Origin of the sequence: Burkholderia sp. MBR-1 (assembly GCF_013822785.1) — a bacterium.
Lineage (GTDB): Bacteria > Pseudomonadota > Gammaproteobacteria > Burkholderiales > Burkholderiaceae > Burkholderia > Burkholderia vietnamiensis.
Genome location: NZ_CP053610.1, coordinates 1,315,842 through 1,334,545, shown reverse-complemented (window position 1 = coordinate 1,334,545; position 18,704 = coordinate 1,315,842). Strand labels below are relative to the sequence as shown.

The window sequence follows — 18,704 nt, the reverse complement described above, 5'->3', positions numbered from 1 at the left end:
CTCAGTCGCCGAGCTTGGCCGTGACGCAGCCGGTGCTCGTGCACTCGCGTTCACGTTCGCGCAGGAACGTCAGCCGCGATTGCGTCGCGTCGATCGCGCATTGCAGGTTCACGAGGTAGCCGTCGTCGCGCGTTTCGCTGCAGCGGTCGTCGCGCTGCTTCATCCACGCGAGCTGGCCGGACTTCAGCTTCGCCTGCTGGTCGCCGCTCAACTGCTTGCGCAGGCGGCCGTATTGGTCGTTGAGTTCGCGATCGAGCTGCGAAAACTCGTTGCTGCTGCAATACACCTGGTCGAACGCGCTGCGCGGTTTCCCGCAACCGGCCGCGTGCGCCGCGAACGGCACGGCGAGCGCGAACAGCGCGCAGGATGCGAGCAGATTCTTCTTCTTCATCGTAGTGCTCCTCACTGGGTAAAACCGTTGAAAGCGGGCGGCCGCGTCTTCAGCGGGCCGCCGTACATGCGTCGATGCCGCCGGCGATCGAGGCGCCCAAACGCTGGATCGTGTCGCGCTGCGCGAGGCGCTTTTCCTCGTCGGGATTGACGATCACGCCGGCTTCGACGAGCACGGCCGGAATCGGCGCGGTGCGCAGCACGACCAGATCGTCGAAGCGGTGGATGCCGAGCTGCGGATCGATCAGCGGCCGGTTCTCGCCCTTGATCGGCTGCGCGTGATACAGCGATGGCCGTTCGCCGGCCGCGAGCAAGTGCTCGGCGATCGACTTCGCGCAGCGCAGGCCTTCCGCGTAGTGCGGATTGCGCTCCGACACGAACACCGCGAACCCGTGGAATTCGCGCTGCCGCCCCGCGTCGATGAACTGCTGCTGCATCGAATCGTGATGGATCGACACGAACAGGTTCGCATCGGGCGCCTGCGTCGAGCGCTGGTCGAGCGCGATCTCGCGGCCGTCGGCCGACGTACGCAGCACGCGGTCGCCGTGGGCGATGAGCGTGTCGGCGACGGCGGTGGACAGATCGAGGTTGTAGCGGTATTCGACGCGGCCGCTCGCGCCGGTCGCGCCCGGATGGGCCGGCGTATGACCGGTGTCGACGACGATGTAGCGGGCGGACGGCGGCGGCGCGTCGGGGCCGGCGGCGCGGGCCGCGCCAGGCACGAGCGGCGCAGCCAGCAGCGGCATGCACGCGAGCAGGCGCGCAACGGCGCGCGTGGACGAACGAAGGCGTCGAACGGTTCGGTTTGTCATTGTTGTCGTCGAGATGGGCATCCGGCGCGTCGCATCCCCGTCGCGCCGACGGCCTGCTCAAGCAGTCGGAATGTGGCGCGATTATAGCGGCTGCGTGCGGCGAGGCAATGACCGAATGCGCGGCGGCGCACGCGTGCTCGGCGCGGCAACGTGGGTGCCGCCGCGGGCCGCGTCAACGGCAAGCGGTGCGGATCGGACGAAGCCGCCGTCGCGCCGCATCGCGCTCGAGTCGAGCGCGCGCTCGATTGATTTTCGCGGCGAATTCTCCTACGATTGCGTCCATGCCTTCGGGACAGACCCGAAGCGTTTCAATCTCTTGAGGGAGCCTCATGAGTACGCAACAGAACCGGCGCTTCGACGCGCTCGTTTTCATTGGTCGTTTCCAGCCTCCGCATCGTGGTCACCTGAACTTGCTGAAGTCGGCATTGAGCCGCGCCGAGCGCGTATGCGTGCTGATCGGTTCGACCGACAAGCCCCGCACCGTCAAGGATCCGTTCTCGTTCGACGAGCGTCGCCAGATGCTCGCGTCGTTGCTCGACGCGTCCGAACGCGAGCGCGTGACGATCGCTGCCGTGCAGGATTCGACGTACAACGACGGCGACTGGGTGCGCTGGGTGCAGGACGCCGTGGCAAGCGCGCTCGGCGACGTCGCGCAGCGCAAGGTGGGCATCATCGGCCACGAGAAGGACCCGACGTCGTATTACCTGCGGATGTTCCCGCAATGGGAGTTCGTCGACGCCGATGCGTCCGAAGACATTTCCGCGACCGACATCCGCGACCACTATTTCGCGGAACGCACCAACAGCTTCGTGCAATGGGCGGTGCCGGAGCCCGTGTTCGGCTGGCTCGAGCGCTTCCGCACGCAGCCTGAATTCGCGCAGCTGAAGGCCGAGGCCGAGTTCATCGCCGCGTATCGCAAGGCGTGGTCGGCCGCGCCGTATCCGGTCACGTTCGTGACGGTCGACGCGGTGGTCGTGCACTCGGGCCATATCCTGCTGGTGCGCCGGCGCAGCGAGCCGGGCCGCGGGCTGTGGGCGCTGCCGGGCGGCTTCGTGAACCAGGACGAGCGGCTCGATGCGGCGTGCATCCGCGAGCTGCGCGAGGAGACCGGCCTGAAGCTGCCTGAGCCCGTGCTGCGCGGCTCGATCAAGGATCGTCAGGTCTTCGATCATCCGACGCGCTCGCTGCGCGGCCGCACGATCACGCACGCGTGCCTGTTCAACTTTCCGACCGGCGAGCTGCCGCGCGTGAAGGGCAGCGACGACGCCGACAAGGCGCGCTGGGTGCCGCTCAACGAATTCGCGCAGATGCGCAACGTGATGTTCGAGGATCACTTCGACATCGCGTATCACTTCCTGGGGAAGCTGTGATCCGCTGATTCCCCGGATACCGGTCCGCCGCGACAGACGCGGCGGCACTTCAACGGCCTAGAGGAGCTCTAGCCATGCAAGATCGTTCCGGCGGCTTTGCCGCAGTTCTCGCCAATCCGATCCTCAACACGGATTCGTACAAGGCTTCCCACTTCCTGCAATATCCGCCCGACGCGCAGGCGATGTTCTCCTACGTCGAATCGCGCGGCGGCCGCTACGACCGCACGCTGTTCTTCGGCTTGCAGATGCTGCTGAAGGAGTATCTGTGCCGCCCCGTCACGCACGCGATGATCGACGAGGCGCGCGATTTCTTCGCGGTGCACGGGCTGCCGTTCAACGAGGACGGCTGGCGCCATATCGTCGAGCGCTACGACGGCTTCCTGCCGGTGCAGATCCGCGCGGTGCCTGAAGGCTCGATCGTGCCCGTGCACAACGTGCTGATGACCGTCGAATGCGACGATCCGAAGGTGTTCTGGCTCGCGTCGTATCTGGAGACGATGCTGCTGCGCATCTGGTATCCGGTGACGGTCGCGACGCGCAGCTGGCATCTGCGGCAGACGATCCGCCGCTTCCTCGAGAAGACCGACGACGATCTCGCGCAGTTGCCGTTCAAGCTGCACGACTTCGGCGCGCGCGGCGTGTCGAGCGCCGAGTCGGCTGCGCTCGGCGGCGCCGCGCACCTGGTGAGCTTCATGGGCTCGGATACCGTGCTCGGCGTGCTCGCCGCGAACCGCTTCTATCGCGAGCCGATGGCCGCGTACTCGGTGCCGGCGGCCGAGCACAGCACGATCACGTCGTGGGGCCGCGAGCACGAGGCCGATGCGTACCGGAACATGATCGAGCGCTTCGGCCTGCCGGGCGCGATCGTGTCGGTCGTGTCGGATTCCTACGATCTGTTCGCCGCGCTCGACATGTGGGGCGGCCCGCTGCGTCAGGCGGTGCTCGATTCGGGCGCGACGCTCGTCGTGCGGCCCGACTCCGGCGACCCGGTGACGATCGTGCTGCAGACGGTGCGCGCGCTCGACGCGTCGTTCGGCTCGAGCGTGAACGGCAAGGGGCGGCGCGTGCTCGACCACGTGCGCGTGATCCAGGGCGACGGCGTCGACGAGCAGTCGATCGAGGCGATCCTCGCCGCACTCGACGACGCCGGCTACGCGGCCGGCAACGTCGTGTTCGGAATGGGCGGCGCGCTGCTGCAGCGGGTCGATCGCGACACGCAACGCTTCGCGATGAAATGCTCGGCGATCCGGCGCGGCGACGTTTGGCACGACGTCAGCAAGGATCCCGTCACCGATTCGGGCAAGCGCTCGAAGCAGGGGCGGCTCACGTTGCTGCGCAATCGGCACACGGGCGAATACCGGACGGTGGCGCTGCCGGTCGCATGGGACGATCGCGCGCTCGAAGGCGAGCGGGACGATGCGCTCGAGACGGTGTTCGACACCGGGCGGATGCTCGTCGATGCGACGTTCGCCGAGGTGCGGGCGAGGGCGCACGCGGCCGAGGTGTGAAGGTCGGCGTCGGGGCGCTGGTTCGCCCCGACATGCGCCCCGACATGCGCCGCGACATGCGCCGCGACGCCGGCGAGCGTCATCGTTCGCCGACCAGCGTGGGTCCGCCGTGTTCCGCGCGCCGCGCCGCGTCCATGGCGCGCGCGAGCGCATCGAATACCGCCGGCCCCTTGCAGCGCGACACGTTGAAGCGCATGAACGACGTCGCGCTGCGCGACGCGCTGAACACATCGCCGGGCGCGAGCACCACGTCATGGTCGAGCGCATGGCGCGCGACGCGCGCCGCATCGAGCCCGTCCGGCAGCGCCGCCCATACGAACAGACCGCCGCGCGGCTCCGTCCAGATCCGGAGCCCCGCGCGTGCGAGCCGCCGGATCGTTTCGCCCATCGCATCGGCCAGCTGCGCGCGCAGGCCGTCGAGATGCCGCCGGTACGTGCCGTCCACCAGCAGGCGATGCACGACGTTGGCGCCGATCTGCGCGTTGCCGAACGACGTCGCGAGCTTCAGGTCGACCAGCGCGTCGATCCATTCGGGGCGCGCGGCGACATAGCCGCAGCGGATCGCGGCCGACAGCGTCTTCGAGAAGCTGCCGATCGACACCACGCGCGACAACCCGTCGAACGCCGCCAATCGCGGTGCGGGCGTGCTTTCGAAGTCCGCGAAGATATCGTCCTCGACGATCAGCAGCCCGTGCTCCGCCGCCAGCGTCAGCAGCCGATGCGCAACGGGCGGCGCGAGCGTTGCGCCGGTCGGGTTGTGCAGCGCGGCGTTGGTGATGTACAGGCGCGGCCGGTGTTCGGCGAGCGCCTGTTCGAAGCGCGCGAGATCGGGGCCGTTCGGCGTGTACGGCACGCTGACGATGCGCGCACGATGCGCGCGCAGCAGCGCCTGGAAGTTGAAGTAGCACGGATCGTCGAGCACGACCGTGTCGCCCGGCTCGAGCAGCAGCCGGCACACCAGATCGAGCGCGTGCGTGCCGCCGTCGGTCAGCATGATCTGCGCGGGCTCCGCGTGGACGCCGTGCTGGGCGAGGCGCCACGCAAGCTGCTGACGCAGCGCGGGCAGCCCGAGCGGCGTCGCATAGTCGGTCAGCGCATCGGGTTCGTCGCGCGACACCGCGCGCAGTGCGCGGCGCAGACTCTCGTCCGGCAGCCACGACGACGGCAGCCAGCCGCAGCCGGGCTTCACCGAGCCCGGCGCCGCCTCGAGCGCCTGGCGCGACAACCACAGCGGATCGAGCTCGCGATCGAGCCGCGGGCCGAGCTCCGCGAGCGCGAGCGGCGGCGCATGGCCCGCCACGTAGAAGCCCGAGCCGCGCCGCGCGACGAGCACGCCCTCGCTCGCGAGCCGCTCGTACGCATCGACGACGGTCGATTTCGACACGCCCAGCGCGTCGGCCATCATCCGGATCGACGGCACGCGCGCACCGGGCATCAGCGCGCGGCTCGCGATCCGCGCGCGCAAGGTGTCCATCACGGTTTCCACGCGGGTGCGCGAGGGTGCGGGCGCGGTGGGCAACGGGGGAATCGGCACGGCACGGCTCATGGCTGAAAAGAACTGTACGGACGGTTGTTCAGTACAGTTTGGCGGAATTGTATTGGGCTGTAGCTTACGCGCTTTTCGCGCGCGGCGGATCATCGGTGATCTCCCTTCGACGATCAGGATTTCCCGTGCAAAAGACCACCGACGGATGGCTCAGCGGCCTGCTGGGCGTGATCATCTTCAGCGGCTCGCTGCCCGCGACGCGCGTCGCGGTGCAGGGGCTGGATCCGCTGTTCCTCACGTTCGCGCGCGCGACGATCGCCGGCGTGCTCGGCCTGATCCTGCTCGTCGCGTCGAAGCAGAAGCGGCCGACGCGCGCCGAGACCGCCTCGCTCGCCGTGGTCGCGCTCGGCGTCGTGGTCGGCTTTCCGCTGCTGACGGCCCTGGCGCTCAAGCACGTGACGTCCGCGCACGCGATCGTGTTCGTCGGGCTGCTGCCACTCGCGACCGCGCTGTTCGGCGTGTGGCGCGGCGGCGAGCGGCCGCGGCTGCCGTTCTGGATCTTCTCGCTGGTCGGCAGCGGCGCGGTGGCCGCGTTCGCGCTGCGCAACGGCGGCAGCGCGTCGGTGGTCGGCGATGCGCTGATGCTCGCGGCGATCGTCGCGTGCGGGCTCGGCTATGCGGAAGGCGCACGCCTGTCGCGCCAGCTCGGCGGCTGGCAGGTGATCTCGTGGGCGCTCGTGTTGTCGCTGCCGGTGATGCTGCCGCTCGCCGCGTTCACGTGGCCCGCGACGTTCGACGGCGTCGACGCCGCCGCGCTGTGGGGGCTCGCGTACGTGTCGCTGTTCAGCATGCTGATCGGCTTCGTGTTCTGGTATCGCGGCCTCGCGCTCGGCGGGATCGCGGGCGTCGGCCAGCTGCAATTGCTGCAGCCGTTCTTCGGCTTCCTGCTCGCCGCCGGGCTGCTGCACGAGACGGTGCCGCCGTCGATGCTCGTCGTGACGGCGGTCGTGGTCGGCTGCGTGGCCGGCGCGAAGTACTTCTCGAAGATGGCGCCGGTGCAGCGCGCGGGCTGACACGTGACTGCGCGGCGGCGGGTCAGGCGACGACGTTCAACGATCGCCGCGAGCGCAATCGCCTGACAACGAAACGGCCGCGCATGCCGGTAGCGGCATTGCGCGGCCGTTGGCGTTCGGCTCGCCGAACGCGGCGCGGGCGCGGGTGCGGATTTGGGCGGCGCGCGTTACTCGAAGGTCTCGAGCGCGAGCAGTTCGCCGATCGTCTGCCGGCGGCGGATCAGCCGCGGCGTGCCGCGATCGACGAGCACTTCCGGTGCGAGCGGCCGGCTGTTGTAGTTCGACGACATCGACGCGCCGTATGCGCCCGCATCGTGCAGGAACAGCAGATCGCCGATCTGCGGCTGCGGGAGCTTGCGGTGCGTGACCACGCCGCCCGCGTCCTGCGTGAACACGTCGCCGGACTCGCACAACGGGCCGGCGATCGCGATGTCGACGAGCGGGCGGCCGGCCGGCAGCGTGCCGTCCGGCGCGTGCACCGACACCGCGTGGTAGCTGCCGTACATCGACGGACGCATCAGGTCGTTGAAACCCGCGTCGATCAGCACGAAGTCGTGCTGCGGCCGGCGGTTCACGGCCTGCACTTCGGTGACGAGCGTGCCGGCCTCGGCGACGAGGAAGCGGCCCGGTTCGATCTCGATGCGCACCGCGTGGCCGAGATGCCGTTCGATCCGCTTGCGCGCGGCATCCCACTGGTTGAAGTAGTGACCGACGTCGACGCGCGGCTCGCCGTCGCGATACGGAATCGACAACCCGCCGCCCGCCGAAATGGCGTCGATATCGTGGCCGAGCGACGTGACGAGATCGACCATCGCGTCGCACACCTGCGACAGGTGGCCGTAGTCGACCCCCGAACCGATATGCATGTGGATGCCGACCAGTTTCAGCCCGTAGCGGCGCACGATCTCGATCGCGCGCGGCACGTCGTCGATCCAGATGCCGTGCTTGCTCTGCGGGCCGCCGGTGTTGGTCTTGTTGCTGTGGCCGTGGCCGAAGCCGGGGTTCACGCGCAGCCACACGCGATGGCCGGGCGCATGCTCGCCGACGCGCGCGAGCATGTCGAGCGACCCGGCGTTCACCGTCACGCCGTGCTTCAGCACGGCCGCGAGCGTCGGACGGTCGATCAGGTCGGCGGTGAACACGACGCCTTCCGGCTCGCCGGCCGGGCTGAAGCCGGCCGCGAGGCTGCGCTCGATTTCGCCGAGCGACACGGCGTCGACGCACGCGCCTTCTTCGCGCATCAGCTTCAGGATATGCAGGTTCGAGTTCGCCTTCTGCGCATAGCGGATCACGTCGAACTGGCGCAGTTGAGCGATGCGTTCGCGAATGACGTCGGCGTCGTACACCCACAGCGGGGTGCCGTATTGCTGCGCAAGCGTCGCGAGCTGGCGGGAATCGAGGGACATGGCGGTGGATCGGTCGAATGAACGGATAGCCGCCATGATGCGCCGGATCGTCTATACAGTAAAATGCCTGTTTATCTGTATTCGATTCATTCATGATATAGACGGGTGGCCATGCTGACACACCGGCACATCGAGGTCTTCCGCGCGCTGATGGTCACCGGCAGCACCACGCGTGCGGCCGAGATGCTTTATACGTCGCAGCCGACGATCAGCCGCGAGCTCGCGCGGATGGAGCAGGCGGTCGGCTTCGCGCTGTTCGAGCGCTCGCACGGCCGGCTGCGGCCGACGATGGCCGCGCTCACGCTGTTCGACGACGTGCGGCTCGCGTATGTGGGGCTCGAGCGCGTCGCGGCGACGGCCGCGCGGTTGCGCGAGTTTCGCGACGGCCAGCTGTCGGTGATCGCGCTGCCGGCGTTCGCGCATGCGATTGTGCCGGGCGCGTGCCGGCGTTTTCACGACGCGCATGCGGGCGTCAGCGTGTCGGTCGCGACGCAGGAGTCGCCGGTGCTCGAGGAGTGGCTGACCGCGCAGCGCTACGACCTCGGCTTGACCGAGCACGACGTCGCGCCGGCCGGCACCGTGCTCACGCCGCTGCTCGAGGTCGACGAGGTCTGCGTGCTGCCCGACGGCCATCCGCTGCTCGACAAGCAGGCGATCGATCTGGCGGATCTCGCCGATCGCCCGTTCGTGAGCCTGTCGCTGAACGACCCATACCGGATCCTGATCGACGAGGCGTTCGCGCAGCTCGGCGTCGCGCCGCGTTCGGTGGTCGAGACGCCGTCGGCCGTGTCGGTGTGCGCGTTCGTGCGGCAGGGGCTCGGCGCCGCGATCGTCAATCCGCTGACCGCGCTCGATTTCGTCGGCCGCGACCTGCATGTGCGGCCGCTCACGCGTTCGTTTGCGTATCGCGTCAGCGTGATCGTGCCCGAGCATCGGCCGAAGAACCTGCTGGTCGATGCGTTCACCGACGCATTGCGCGACGAAGCGACGGCGATCCGCAGCCGGCTCGCGGCCTTGCCGGGTTAGTGTGCGGGTAGCGCCGGCCGTATGATGGACGTTTCGCTGCATGCAGCCTCGCTTCGACGGAACCCGCGATGACCGACACTTCTTCGTTGCCCGCACAACCGACGCTCACCGGCGAGCACATCGTGCTGCGGCCGCTCGCGGTATCCGACCGGCAGGCGCTGCTCGATGCGGCGGCGGACGGGGAGTTATGGAATTTGAAGGTCACGGTCGTGCCGGACGAACGCACGGTCGACGCGTATCTCGACACCGCGCTGCAAGGCCGCGCGGCCGGCACGGTGATGCCGTTCGCGATCGTCGAGCGGGCATCGGGCCGCGTGATCGGCAGCACGCGCTTCTGGAAGATCGACCGCAACAATCGCAAGCTCGAAATCGGTCATACGTGGCTGAGCGCATCGGCGCAGCGCACGCGCGCGAATACCGAAGCGAAATGGCTGCTGCTCGCCTACGCATTCGACACGCTGCAGTGCGTGCGCGTGCAGTTCACGACCGACGAATTGAACGAGAAGTCACGCGCCGCGATACTGCGGCTCGGCGCGAAGCAGGAAGGGATCGTGCGTCACGAGCGGATCATGCCCGACGGGCGCAAGCGCAACTCGGTGCGCTTCAGCATCATCGACGACGAGTGGCCGGCCATCCGCGATCGGTTGAAAGCGAAGCTCGCGACCTGACGCTTGCCGTGTAGCGTCCGGTGATGCGCGTCGCGTGGCGTTGCCCGAGGGGAACGGCGGCGCGACGCGCGGGGATTCGGCATGCCGCCGCGCACGGCGCGCGGCGGTGCGTCGCGTTACTGCGCCGACGCGAGGTGATGACGCTGCGCGAGCTTCTGCGCGTCCGCGTAGTGCGCCTGCAGGATCGGCAGCGCCTGACGTGCGACTTCCTTCAGCTTCGCATCGCGGCCCGACGCGATTTCGGCCTGGAATGCCGAGATCGTCTTCTGCTGGCCGGCGAGCGCGACCTGCTCGATGTACGCCTTGTCGAACTCGGCGCCGCGCAGATTCTTGATGCCGTCGAGCACGGCGCGGTCGGGATCGTTGGCCGGCACGTCGACGCCGCGCGGGCTCGCGGCGCGCATCGCCTGGATGATCTTTTCATCGTCGGTCGACACGCGTTGCGCGAACGCCTTCACCTGGCTGTCCGACGTGCGCGAATCGGCGATGCGCGCGGCGTCGTGCTGGGTCGACACGGTCTTCGTGCCGTCGGTGATGAAGGCCTGGTCGGCTTCGTGGATGCGCGCCTGCGTCGTCGCGGCCGGCGCGGACGCCGACGGCTGCGCCGTTTGCGCGGTCGCCGTCACGGCGACGAGAAGCAGGCCAGCGGCAGACAGTGCAACGCGCGTGACTTTGGGAAAGCGGTTCATGGGACCTCCTTTCTATCGGGGCTCTGTTCAATGGACGGATCGCGTGATCCGCTGCTGTTGCGAGAGGCCGGGGCGCGGCCCGGTCCGGGCTCGAGCGCCGCTCTGCCGAGGCGGCTGTCGAAGTGTTTCCCGGCCCGACCGATTCTAGGAGAGCGTCTGCGTCGCAGGTGCAACCGCGCTGTGCTTTGTGTAACGGTTGGTAAGACGAATGGAAGGGCTCGCGAGCGTGCAGGTAGCGGCTACCTGCGGCGCGCTTTCATGGCGGCAAAATTTGCGTGCCTGACGTGCATCGGCCCGGCCGCGCTCGGCGCGCGTGTCATCGGCGTGTCATCGTCGAATCTGCAACGCGGCGCGTGAACACGCGCCGCGCCGCTATACGCGATCGAGCAATGCGTCGAGGCTCGGCAGCAACGGTGTGTCGCAATGCGGCTGCAATGCGTGCGGCGTCGTATAGCCCCACGCGACGCCTTGAAACGCGATGCGCGCGCGGCGCGCGGCCTCGGCGTCGCGGATCTCGTCGCCGACGTACAGCACGTCGGCCGGTTGCACGCCGGCTTCACGCACCAGCGCACGCAGCCTGCGCGCCTTGCCGAACAGCGGAATGCCGCACGCGAACGTATCGACGCGGCCGCTCGCATGCGGGCCGAGCCGGTCGCGCACGACGTCCTCGCTGTTCGACGTCGCGATCGCGATGCGGATGCCGCGCGCGGCGAGCGCGTCGAACGTGGCGGCGACGCCGGGGAACAGCTCCACCTGCGCGAGGCGCGGGCGCATCAGCCGGCGCACGTCGAGCGTCACGCGCGGCACCTTCCAGACGGGCACCTCGAGGGCGCGGATGATCTCGCGCGCGGACATCCCGCGCAGCGCCGGCCGCAGCTCGGGCGTCGCGTCGCGAAAGCCGTGCAGGCGCGAGGCGTCGGTCAGCGCCGACAGGAAACAGTCGAGGGAATCGGCGAGCGTGCCGTCGAAGTCGAATGCGATGAGTCGATAGGGCATGAAACGGTGCGGGATATTCATCGAGCGGCCGACGATAGCACCGAATCGGAAGCGCTGCTGGGCGGTTTGGCCGCGACGCGCGGGCCACGGCGCGCCTCGCGCCGCAGCCCTTCGATGCGCGGCCGCGCTGCTTGCCGCTCGTCCGGGCGCGCGCTATCGTTGCTGCTCCGCCCGCGACTCCCGGAGACCGACGTGCCCGATATCCCGCCCGCCACGCTGAGAATTTCCACCGACAAGCGCGAACTCGACGTCGACGCGATCTTCGAGTTCCTGCATCGCGACGCGTACTGGTCGCAGGGCATCCCGCGCGACGTCGTCGAGCGTGCGATCGAAGCCTCGCTGTGCTTCGGCGCCTACGTCGACGGCCGGCAGGTCGGCTTCGCGCGGCTCGTGACCGATCACGCGACGTTCGCCTACCTATGCGATGTGTTCGTGCTGCCGCACGCTCGCGGCAACGGCTACGGCCGCGCGTTGATCGACTACGTGTTCGCGCAGCCGATGGTGCAGGGCCTGCGCCGCATCATGCTCGTGACGGCCGACGCGCACGCGCTGTACCGGCCGGTCGGCTTCGAGCCGCCCGCGCATCCCGAGCGCATCATGGAGATCCGCCGCCCGGACGTGTACGTGAAGCGCTGACGCGCGGGGCGAAGCGCATGCGGCCCGAGCGGCGCATACAATACGCGCTTTCGTCTTGCAGAAGGAACGCCCATCATGACCGAACAGGAAGCCGAACAGCTCGCCACCCATCGCCACTACAAGGGCGGCCTCTATCGCTATATAGGCGTCGCGCGCCATTCGGAAACGGAGGAAGCGGTGGTCGTGTACGAGCACCTGTGGCCGCATGCGCGCGGCCTGTGGGTGCGCCCGGAAGCGATGTTCAACGAGAATCTGCCCGACGGCACGCCGCGCTTTCGCAAGCTGCGCGACTGATCGCCCGACTGATAAACCCGACCGATCCGCGCGTCAGCCGCCGCGGCGTGCGCCGTGCGATGCGTGGTCGCGCATCGCCATCGCGAAGAACCGCCGGATCTCGTCCATCAGCTCCGCGCGTGCCGACGCGAAGTCGAATGCGCGCCGGTTTTCCTGCGCGTGCACGCGCCGCCACTCGTCGGCCGCGTGGCGCGCTTCGCGTGCGCGCAGCGCATCGAGCTCCGGCGTGCGCAGCGCGTGATCGGCGATCAGCGTGACGCCTTCGCGGCTCACTTCGAGCACGCCGCCGGCCACCAGAATGCGGCGCCGCTCGCCGCTCGGCGCATCGACGAGCGTGACGACGCCGGGCCGGATGCGCGTGAGCAGCGGCGCGTGGCGCGGATAGATCCCGAGCTCGCCACTTTCGCCGGGGACGACGACGAAATGCGCGTCGCCCGAATACAGCACGTTCTCGACGCTCAGGATGTCGAGCTTCATCGACGTGTCCATCGTCGCCTCCTTCACTCGTTCAAACGGCCGCCGCGCCCGCGACGATCTCGCACAGCTCGGTGGTGATCTGCGCCTGCCGCGTCTTCTGGTAGAGCCGCCGCAGGTCGCGCAGCACGCGGTCCGCGTTGTCGGTCGCGGTCTGCATCGCGAACATGCGCGCGCATTGCTCGCACGCGTCGTTCTCGACGACGGCCTGGTACAGCATCGATTCGACGTAGCGCAGCAGCAGCGTCTCGACCGCCGGCCGCGGCGCCGGTTCGTACAGATAGTCGGACGACACGCTCTCGCTTGCCGGCGCGGCGTCGTCGGGCGTGGCGAGCGGCAGCAGCATGTCGATGCGCGGCTCGTACGCGAGCGGGCTCGTCAGACGGTTGTAAGCGATGTACACCGCGTCGAGTTCGCCGTCGACGAACGCGGTCAGCGGCACGAGCAGCGCGCCGAGCACGGTGTCGAAATGCGGTTGCGCGGCGAGGCCGCCCGAGCGCGCGACGATGGTCGCGCCGTGACGCATCAGCGGCTGCAGCCCGCGCGCGCCGATCACGCTCAACTCGCACGCGATGCCGTCGTGCTCCCATCGTTCCAGCGCATCCAGGCATTGCACCAGCAGCCGCGCGTTCAGCGGCCCGCACAGCCCGCGGTCGGTGCTGACGACGATCAGCCCGACGCGCCGCACCGTTGCGCGTGGCGTCATCAGCGTCGAGCCGTAATCGGGCCGGTCGCGCAGCACGCGTTCGGCGATCGCGCGCACGCGCTCGGCATACGGCCGGAAGTCGCGGGCGCGCCGCTGCGCGCTCGCCATTTTGGTCCGTGCCATCATCTCCATCGCCTTGGTGATCTGGCGCGTGGACGAGGTGCTGGCGATTTTCGAGCGAATTTCGCGGATGTGCATGGTCGGCAAGGAAGGGGATGCGAGGCAGGACGCGCCGCGTATGCAGGCGGGCTGCCATCGGTGCGTCATGGTGCGATTTCATGCTATCGGGACTTCACCTGAAACGATTGATACGGGTCAAACAATCGTCTGCGGATTCGCACCAGAATCGGTTCACGCGTTCCTTCACGAACCTTCACGAGAGGCAGTCATGTCCGACTCCCGGCAGCATCAGAAATACGACGCGCTGATCGCGCGATGCCGTACGGTGCGGCCGGTGACGGTCGCGGTCGTCCATCCGTGCGACGAAGTGTCGTTGCGTGCGGCCGTCGATGCCGCGCAGGCCCGCATCATCACGCCGGTGCTGGTCGGCCCCGCCGCGCGCATCACGGCGCTGGCCGCGACGATCGGCGTCGACGTGTCGGGCTTTCGGCTCGTCGATGCGCCGCACAGTCACGCGGCGGCCGCGTTGGCCGTCGCGCTCGTGCGCGCGGGCGACGCGCAGGCGCTGATGAAGGGCAGCCTGCACACCGACGAGCTGCTCGAAGAAGTCGTGCGGCCCGATACCGGGCTGCGCACGCAGCGGCGGTTGAGCCACGTGTTCATCATGGACGTGCCGACCTACTACAAGCCGCTGTTCATCACCGATGCGGCCGTCAATATCCGGCCGACGCTCGAGCAGAAGGCCGACATCGCGCAGAACGCGATCGATCTCGCGCATGCGCTCGGCATCGCGCAGCCGAAGGTCGCGATCCTGTCGGCGGTCGAGACGGTCAGTTCGAAGCTGCCGTCGACGGTGGATGCGGCCGCGCTGTGCAAGATGGCCGAGCGCGGCCAGATCACCGGCGCGCTGCTCGACGGGCCGCTCGCGCTCGACAACGCGATCAGCCCCGAAGCCGCGCGCCTCAAGCATCTCTCGTCGGCCGTCGCCGGCGACGCCGACATCCTGCTCGCGCCCGATCTCGAAGCCGGCAACATGCTCGCGAAAGAGCTGACGTTCCTCGCCAATGCCGATGCGGCCGGCATCGTGCTCGGCGCGCGCGTGCCGGTGATCCTGACGAGCCGCGCCGACAACGAGCGCACGCGGCTCGCGAGCTGCGCGATCGCGGCGCTGGTCGCGGACGCCGCGCGTGGCGCGGGCGTGCCCGCGGCCGTGGTGTCGCCGGCATCGGCCACGCCGGCCGAGGCGGCGGTGCTGGCGTCGGCGCAAGCCGCATCACGGTGAAGGAGGCGGCGATGCGGCATCCGGTGCTGGTCCTGAACGCAGGCTCGTCGAGCCTGAAATTTTCGGTGTACGACACGCGTGACGACCGGTCGCTCGACGCCGGCGTGCATGGGCAGATCGACAGCCTGCACGTCGCGCCGCGTCTCACCGTGGTCGATGCGCACGGCGTGCTGCTCGCCGATCGCGCGGTCGCACGCCCCGGCCATCATGCGGCGATCGAAGCGCTGCACGCGTGGTTCGCCGATCACGTCGGGCGCGAGGCGGCGTTCGACGGCGTCGGCCACCGCGTCGTGCACGGCGGCCCGTACTTCACCGCGCCGGTGCGGATCGATGCGCGCGTGCTGGAGACGATCGCGTCGCTGGCGCCGCTCGCGCCGCTGCACCAGCCGCATCATGTCGATGCGATTCGCGCGGTCGCCGCGGTCGCGCCCGAGCTGCCGCAGGTCGCCTGTTTCGACACCGCGTTCCATGCGACGATGCCCGCGCTCGAGCGCGAATTTGCGCTGCCGCGCGCGCTCACCGAACAGGGCATCGTGCGCTACGGCTTTCACGGGCTGTCGTACGAATATGTGTCGGGCGTGCTCGCGGAACTCGATCCCGCGTGGCGGCAGCGCCGCACCATCATCGCGCATCTCGGCAACGGCGCGAGCCTGTGCGCGCTCGAGCAGGGCCGCAGCGTCGCGACGACGATGGGCTTCACCGCCGTCGACGGGCTGCCGATGGGCACGCGCACAGGCAGCCTCGACCCCGGCGTGATCCTGTACTTGCTGCGACACGACGGGCGTTCCGTCGATGACGTCGAGCATCTGATCTATGCGGAATCCGGGCTGCTCGGCGTGTCGGGCGTGTCGAGCGACATGCGCACGCTGCTCGCGAGCGATGCGCCTTCGGCCGCGCATGCGGTCGAGCTGTTCGCGTATCGCGTCGCGCGCGAGATGGCCGCGCTGGCCGGCGTGCTCGGCGGCGTCGATACGCTGGTGTTCACCGCGGGCGTCGGCGAGCATGCGCCGCGCGTGCGCGAGCTGATCTGCGCGCGCGCCGCGTGGCTCGGCATCGCCGTCGACGCAAGCGCGAACGCGGCCGGCCGCGCGGTGATCTCGACCGACGCGTCGCGCGTGACGGTTCGCGTGATGCCGACCGACGAGAATTTGATGATCGCGCGTCACACGCGCCGCGTGCTGGACGGCGCGGTATTTTCTCCTTCGACCTCGAGCGCCTCACTATCCCGATGAAATCCACTCACCGACCCGCGACGGCGTCGCTGCCGATCTTCTGGCCGATGGCGGCCGCCGCCACGCTGTTCGAAGCCGGCTCCGAACTCACTGCCCGCAATCTGCGATTCGTCGCGGAGGAGGAGAAGCTGCACTTCGGCCAACGTCCGGCGCTCGCCACGGAGAACCGGCCGCTGCTCGAGCTGCGCACGATGATCTTTCGCGACTACTCGACGGCGCAGCCGCAAGGGCTGCCGACGATCGTCGACGCGCCGTACGCCGGCCACAGCGCGATGATCGCCGATTACCAGCCGGGGCAGAGCCTGATGCAGACGCTGCGCGAGCACGGCGTCACGCGGCTCTACCTGACCGACTGGCGTTCGGCGACCGAGGACATGAAGGATCTCGAGATCGACCAGTACCTTGCCGAACTGAACGTGTGTGTCGACGAGCTGGGCGGGCGCGTGAACCTCGTCGGGCTGTGCCAGGGCGGCTGGATGTCGGCGATGTACGCGGCGCGCTTCCCGCACAAGGTCGCGAGCCTCGTGCTCGCGGGCTCGCCGATCGACACGGACGCGGGCGACGGCCCGATCAAACAGATGGCGCATACCTATCCGCTGTCGTTCTACGAGGAGCTCGTTGCGATGGGCGGCGGCCTGATGCGCGGACGCTTCATGCTGCGCGGCTGGAAGAACATGCATCCCGACCAGCATTATCTGGCCGACCACGTCGATCTCTACGAACATCTCGACGACCCGGATTATCTGCGCAAGCGCGAGATATTCGCGAGCTGGTACGAGAGCCCGATCGACCTGCCGGGCCGCTGGTATCTGCAGGCGATCCAGCAGATCTTCAAGGAAAACCGGCTCGCGCGCGGCACCTTCGTTGCACTGGGCCGCACGCTCGACCTGAAGGACGTGCGCTGTCCCGCATTCCTGCTCGCCGGCGAAACCGACGACATCACGACGCGCGAGCAGGTGTTCGGCGCGCAGCAGTATCTCGGCACGCCGGCGGAGCAGGTGACGAGCCGGCTCGTGCCGGGCGGCCACATCGGGCTGTTCATGGGCTCGCGCACGTTGAAGGACACGTGGCCGGGGATCGCCGCGTGGATCGCGCAGCAGCGTTGATGCAGGCGGTTGGCGCGGCGCGGCCGGCGCGCCCGCCCGCTCATGCGCCGGCCAGTGCCTTCGTCAATTCCGGCGGCGCGTGCGCGACCGTCACCTGCGGCGTGCCATGCCACGCCGCCAGCCGTTGCACGGCCTTCGCGACATCGGCCGCGAGCCCCGTGCCGAATCGCACGCCGGGCTCGACGTGCACGGCCTTCAATTCGAACGTGCCGAGCGCGCGATGCGCTTTCGCGTCGACGCGTCCGATCAGCCGGCCGCGATGCAGCACCGGCAGGCAGAAGTAGCCGTAGCGCCGCTTGTGCGCAGGCGTATAGCACTCGATCGTGTAGTCGAATCCGAACAGCGTCGACGCACGCCGGCGGTCCCACACCACCGGATCGAACGGCGACAGCAGCGTCGTCACCGTCGAGCGCAGCGTGTCCGCCGCGGCGGCCGGCAGCAATGCGTCGAGCGAGCGATGCACGTAGGCGGGCTCCTTCCAGCCGGCCACTTCGACCGGAATCAGCTCGCCCGCGCCCGCGAGCGCGTCGAGTTCGGCACGATACGAGCGGCGCGGCAGCCGGTAGTAATCGGCGACCCAGTCCGCGCGCACGACGCCGAGCGCGCGGCAGGTGTAGTCGAGCAGCGCCGGCAGCACCGCCTCGCGCGGCGGCAGGTCGCGCGCATCGTCCCAGTCGGGCAGCACGCGTTCGCGCACGTCGTAGATCCGCTGGAAATTGCGGCGCTCCGATACCATCAGCTCGCCTAACGTGAACAGCACTTCCAGGTGCTTCTTCTCGGGTTTGCGGTCCCACCAGCCGTTGCCTGTTACGCCATCCTCACGGACGAAATCCGCCGATTTCACCGGGCCTTGCGCGCGGATCCGCGCCAGCAGCGAGTCGATCTCCGCGCGATTCTGCGCGTGCCAGTCGGCCGCGTATTTCCATCCCATTCCGCGCGGGTCGAGCATCTTGTAGCGCATCAGCCCGAACTGCTCGACGGGCAGGAAGCACGCTTCGTGCGACCAGTATTCGAACAGGCGCGCTTCGGCGAGATGCTCGTCGAGCCAACGCGGGTCGAAGTTGCCGACGCGGCTGAACAGCACCAGATACGGGCTGCGCGCGACGACGTGAATGGTGTCGATCTGCAATTGCGCCATGCGGCGGATCGCATTGAGGACGTCGGCCTTCGTGGCCTTGCGGCGCGGCGGGGTCAGCAGGCCCTGCGCGGCGAGATGCAATGCGCGGGCGGCGGCGGGCGAGAGCGTGAGCATCGGGACGGCGGCTGAGGTGGCGGTCGGGCATCACTGTAGCGCGAAAGCGGCGCGCGCGTGCACGCCGCGTGTCTGACAATGCTTGACAGATGCGCGGCGCGAGTTTCCTTATAGTGCTGCCATGACGCGATGAAACAGGCGCGCAACGATTCGGCTTCCGACGCACATATGTCAATGG

Annotated in this window: 19 protein-coding genes; 10 read left to right on the top strand and 9 right to left on the bottom strand. The window is 68.9% G+C overall.

Translation table 11 applies throughout. The features are described 5' to 3' along the window. Position 1: 1 nt before the first annotated feature. Complete coding sequence (locus MBR110_RS20650; RefSeq protein WP_014725429.1) at positions 2 to 391, bottom strand: lysozyme inhibitor LprI family protein; 390 nt, start codon at positions 389 to 391, stop codon at positions 2 to 4. 49 nt (positions 392 to 440) lie between these two features. Further along, positions 441 to 1,202, bottom strand: a complete 762-nt coding sequence (locus tag MBR110_RS20645; protein ID WP_069263794.1) for an N-acetylmuramoyl-L-alanine amidase family protein — start codon at positions 1,200 to 1,202, stop codon at positions 441 to 443. Between the two features lie 329 nt (positions 1,203 to 1,531). Between MBR110_RS20645 and MBR110_RS20640 the strand changes: the two genes are divergently transcribed. Then, a complete protein-coding gene (locus MBR110_RS20640) occupies positions 1,532 to 2,572 on the top strand; it encodes a bifunctional nicotinamide-nucleotide adenylyltransferase/Nudix hydroxylase (protein ID WP_011882638.1) in 1,041 nt (346 codons plus the stop codon). A 74-nt stretch (positions 2,573 to 2,646) separates the two neighbouring features. Then, a complete protein-coding gene (locus MBR110_RS20635) occupies positions 2,647 to 4,080 on the top strand; it encodes a nicotinate phosphoribosyltransferase (protein WP_181709301.1) in 1,434 nt (477 codons plus the stop codon). A gap of 79 nt (positions 4,081 to 4,159) precedes the next feature. Here MBR110_RS20635 and MBR110_RS20630 read toward each other — a convergent pair whose 3' ends face one another. Further along, entirely contained in the window at positions 4,160 to 5,626 is a 1,467-nt protein-coding gene (locus MBR110_RS20630; protein WP_181709300.1) for an aminotransferase-like domain-containing protein, read from the bottom strand. Positions 5,627 to 5,751: 125 nt separating this feature from the next. On the opposite strand from MBR110_RS20630, the gene MBR110_RS20625 reads away from it, so the two are divergent. Further along, positions 5,752 to 6,639 carry a DMT family transporter gene (locus MBR110_RS20625; protein WP_034194546.1) on the top strand — a complete coding sequence of 296 codons (888 nt, stop codon included), beginning with the start codon at positions 5,752 to 5,754 and terminating at the stop codon, positions 6,637 to 6,639. 167 nt (positions 6,640 to 6,806) lie between these two features. On the opposite strand, the gene lysA is transcribed toward MBR110_RS20625, so the two are convergent. After that, positions 6,807 to 8,045 carry a diaminopimelate decarboxylase gene (gene lysA, locus MBR110_RS20620; RefSeq protein WP_046423731.1) on the bottom strand — a complete coding sequence of 413 codons (1,239 nt, stop codon included), beginning with the start codon at positions 8,043 to 8,045 and terminating at the stop codon, positions 6,807 to 6,809. A 111-nt stretch (positions 8,046 to 8,156) separates the two neighbouring features. On the opposite strand from lysA, the gene MBR110_RS20615 reads away from it, so the two are divergent. After that, positions 8,157 to 9,071 (top strand): LysR family transcriptional regulator, encoded by a 915-nt coding sequence (locus MBR110_RS20615; RefSeq protein ID WP_181709299.1) that lies wholly within the window; start codon positions 8,157 to 8,159, stop codon positions 9,069 to 9,071. 68 nt (positions 9,072 to 9,139) lie between these two features. Then, entirely contained in the window at positions 9,140 to 9,739 is a 600-nt protein-coding gene (locus MBR110_RS20610; RefSeq protein WP_181709298.1) for a GNAT family N-acetyltransferase, read from the top strand. A gap of 116 nt (positions 9,740 to 9,855) precedes the next feature. On the opposite strand, the gene MBR110_RS20605 is transcribed toward MBR110_RS20610, so the two are convergent. Both MBR110_RS20605 and MBR110_RS20600 read right to left on the bottom strand, forming a co-directional pair. After that, a complete protein-coding gene (locus tag MBR110_RS20605) occupies positions 9,856 to 10,428 on the bottom strand; it encodes a DUF4142 domain-containing protein (protein ID WP_014725422.1) in 573 nt (190 codons plus the stop codon). Positions 10,429 to 10,800: 372 nt separating this feature from the next. Then, positions 10,801 to 11,424, bottom strand: a complete 624-nt coding sequence (locus MBR110_RS20600) for an HAD hydrolase-like protein (protein WP_034194550.1) — start codon at positions 11,422 to 11,424, stop codon at positions 10,801 to 10,803. Positions 11,425 to 11,616: 192 nt separating this feature from the next. Here MBR110_RS20600 and MBR110_RS32215 point away from each other — a divergent pair, with 192 nt between their 5' ends. Further along, on the top strand, positions 11,617 to 12,060 hold the full coding sequence (locus MBR110_RS32215) for a GNAT family N-acetyltransferase (protein WP_258569977.1): 444 nt from the start codon (positions 11,617 to 11,619) through the stop codon (positions 12,058 to 12,060). A gap of 75 nt (positions 12,061 to 12,135) precedes the next feature. Continuing rightward, the gene (locus MBR110_RS32210; RefSeq protein ID WP_009687837.1) at positions 12,136 to 12,354 is read left to right on the top strand and encodes a DUF1653 domain-containing protein; all 219 of its coding nucleotides are present in this window, start codon (positions 12,136 to 12,138) and stop codon (positions 12,352 to 12,354) included. A gap of 33 nt (positions 12,355 to 12,387) precedes the next feature. On the opposite strand, the gene atpC is transcribed toward MBR110_RS32210, so the two are convergent. Then, complete coding sequence (atpC, locus tag MBR110_RS20590; protein WP_011882628.1) at positions 12,388 to 12,843, bottom strand: ATP synthase F1 subunit epsilon; 456 nt, start codon at positions 12,841 to 12,843, stop codon at positions 12,388 to 12,390. 19 nt (positions 12,844 to 12,862) lie between these two features. Then, positions 12,863 to 13,732, bottom strand: a complete 870-nt coding sequence (gene atpG, locus MBR110_RS20585; protein ID WP_034194551.1) for an ATP synthase F1 subunit gamma — start codon at positions 13,730 to 13,732, stop codon at positions 12,863 to 12,865. Here atpG and MBR110_RS20580 point away from each other — a divergent pair. Genes MBR110_RS20580 through MBR110_RS20570 form a run of 3 tightly spaced genes read left to right on the top strand, consistent with a single transcriptional unit; the run spans position 13,725 to position 17,274 of the window. Then, positions 13,725 to 14,936: a phosphate acetyltransferase gene (locus tag MBR110_RS20580; RefSeq protein ID WP_308726569.1), complete on the top strand. Its 1,212-nt coding sequence runs from the start codon at positions 13,725 to 13,727 to the stop codon at positions 14,934 to 14,936. The two genes, atpG and MBR110_RS20580, sit on opposite strands and share 8 nt — an antisense overlap. 11 nt (positions 14,937 to 14,947) lie before the next feature. Next, a complete protein-coding gene (locus MBR110_RS20575; RefSeq protein WP_046423883.1) occupies positions 14,948 to 16,168 on the top strand; it encodes an acetate/propionate family kinase in 1,221 nt (406 codons plus the stop codon). Continuing rightward, a complete protein-coding gene (locus MBR110_RS20570; RefSeq protein WP_011882624.1) occupies positions 16,165 to 17,274 on the top strand; it encodes an alpha/beta fold hydrolase in 1,110 nt (369 codons plus the stop codon). The genes MBR110_RS20575 and MBR110_RS20570 overlap by 4 nt, the downstream gene beginning before the upstream one ends. 40 nt (positions 17,275 to 17,314) lie before the next feature. On the opposite strand, the gene MBR110_RS20565 is transcribed toward MBR110_RS20570, so the two are convergent. Continuing rightward, positions 17,315 to 18,526 carry a winged helix-turn-helix domain-containing protein gene (locus MBR110_RS20565; protein WP_181709297.1) on the bottom strand — a complete coding sequence of 404 codons (1,212 nt, stop codon included), beginning with the start codon at positions 18,524 to 18,526 and terminating at the stop codon, positions 17,315 to 17,317. Between the last annotated feature and the right edge of the window lie 178 nt (positions 18,527 to 18,704).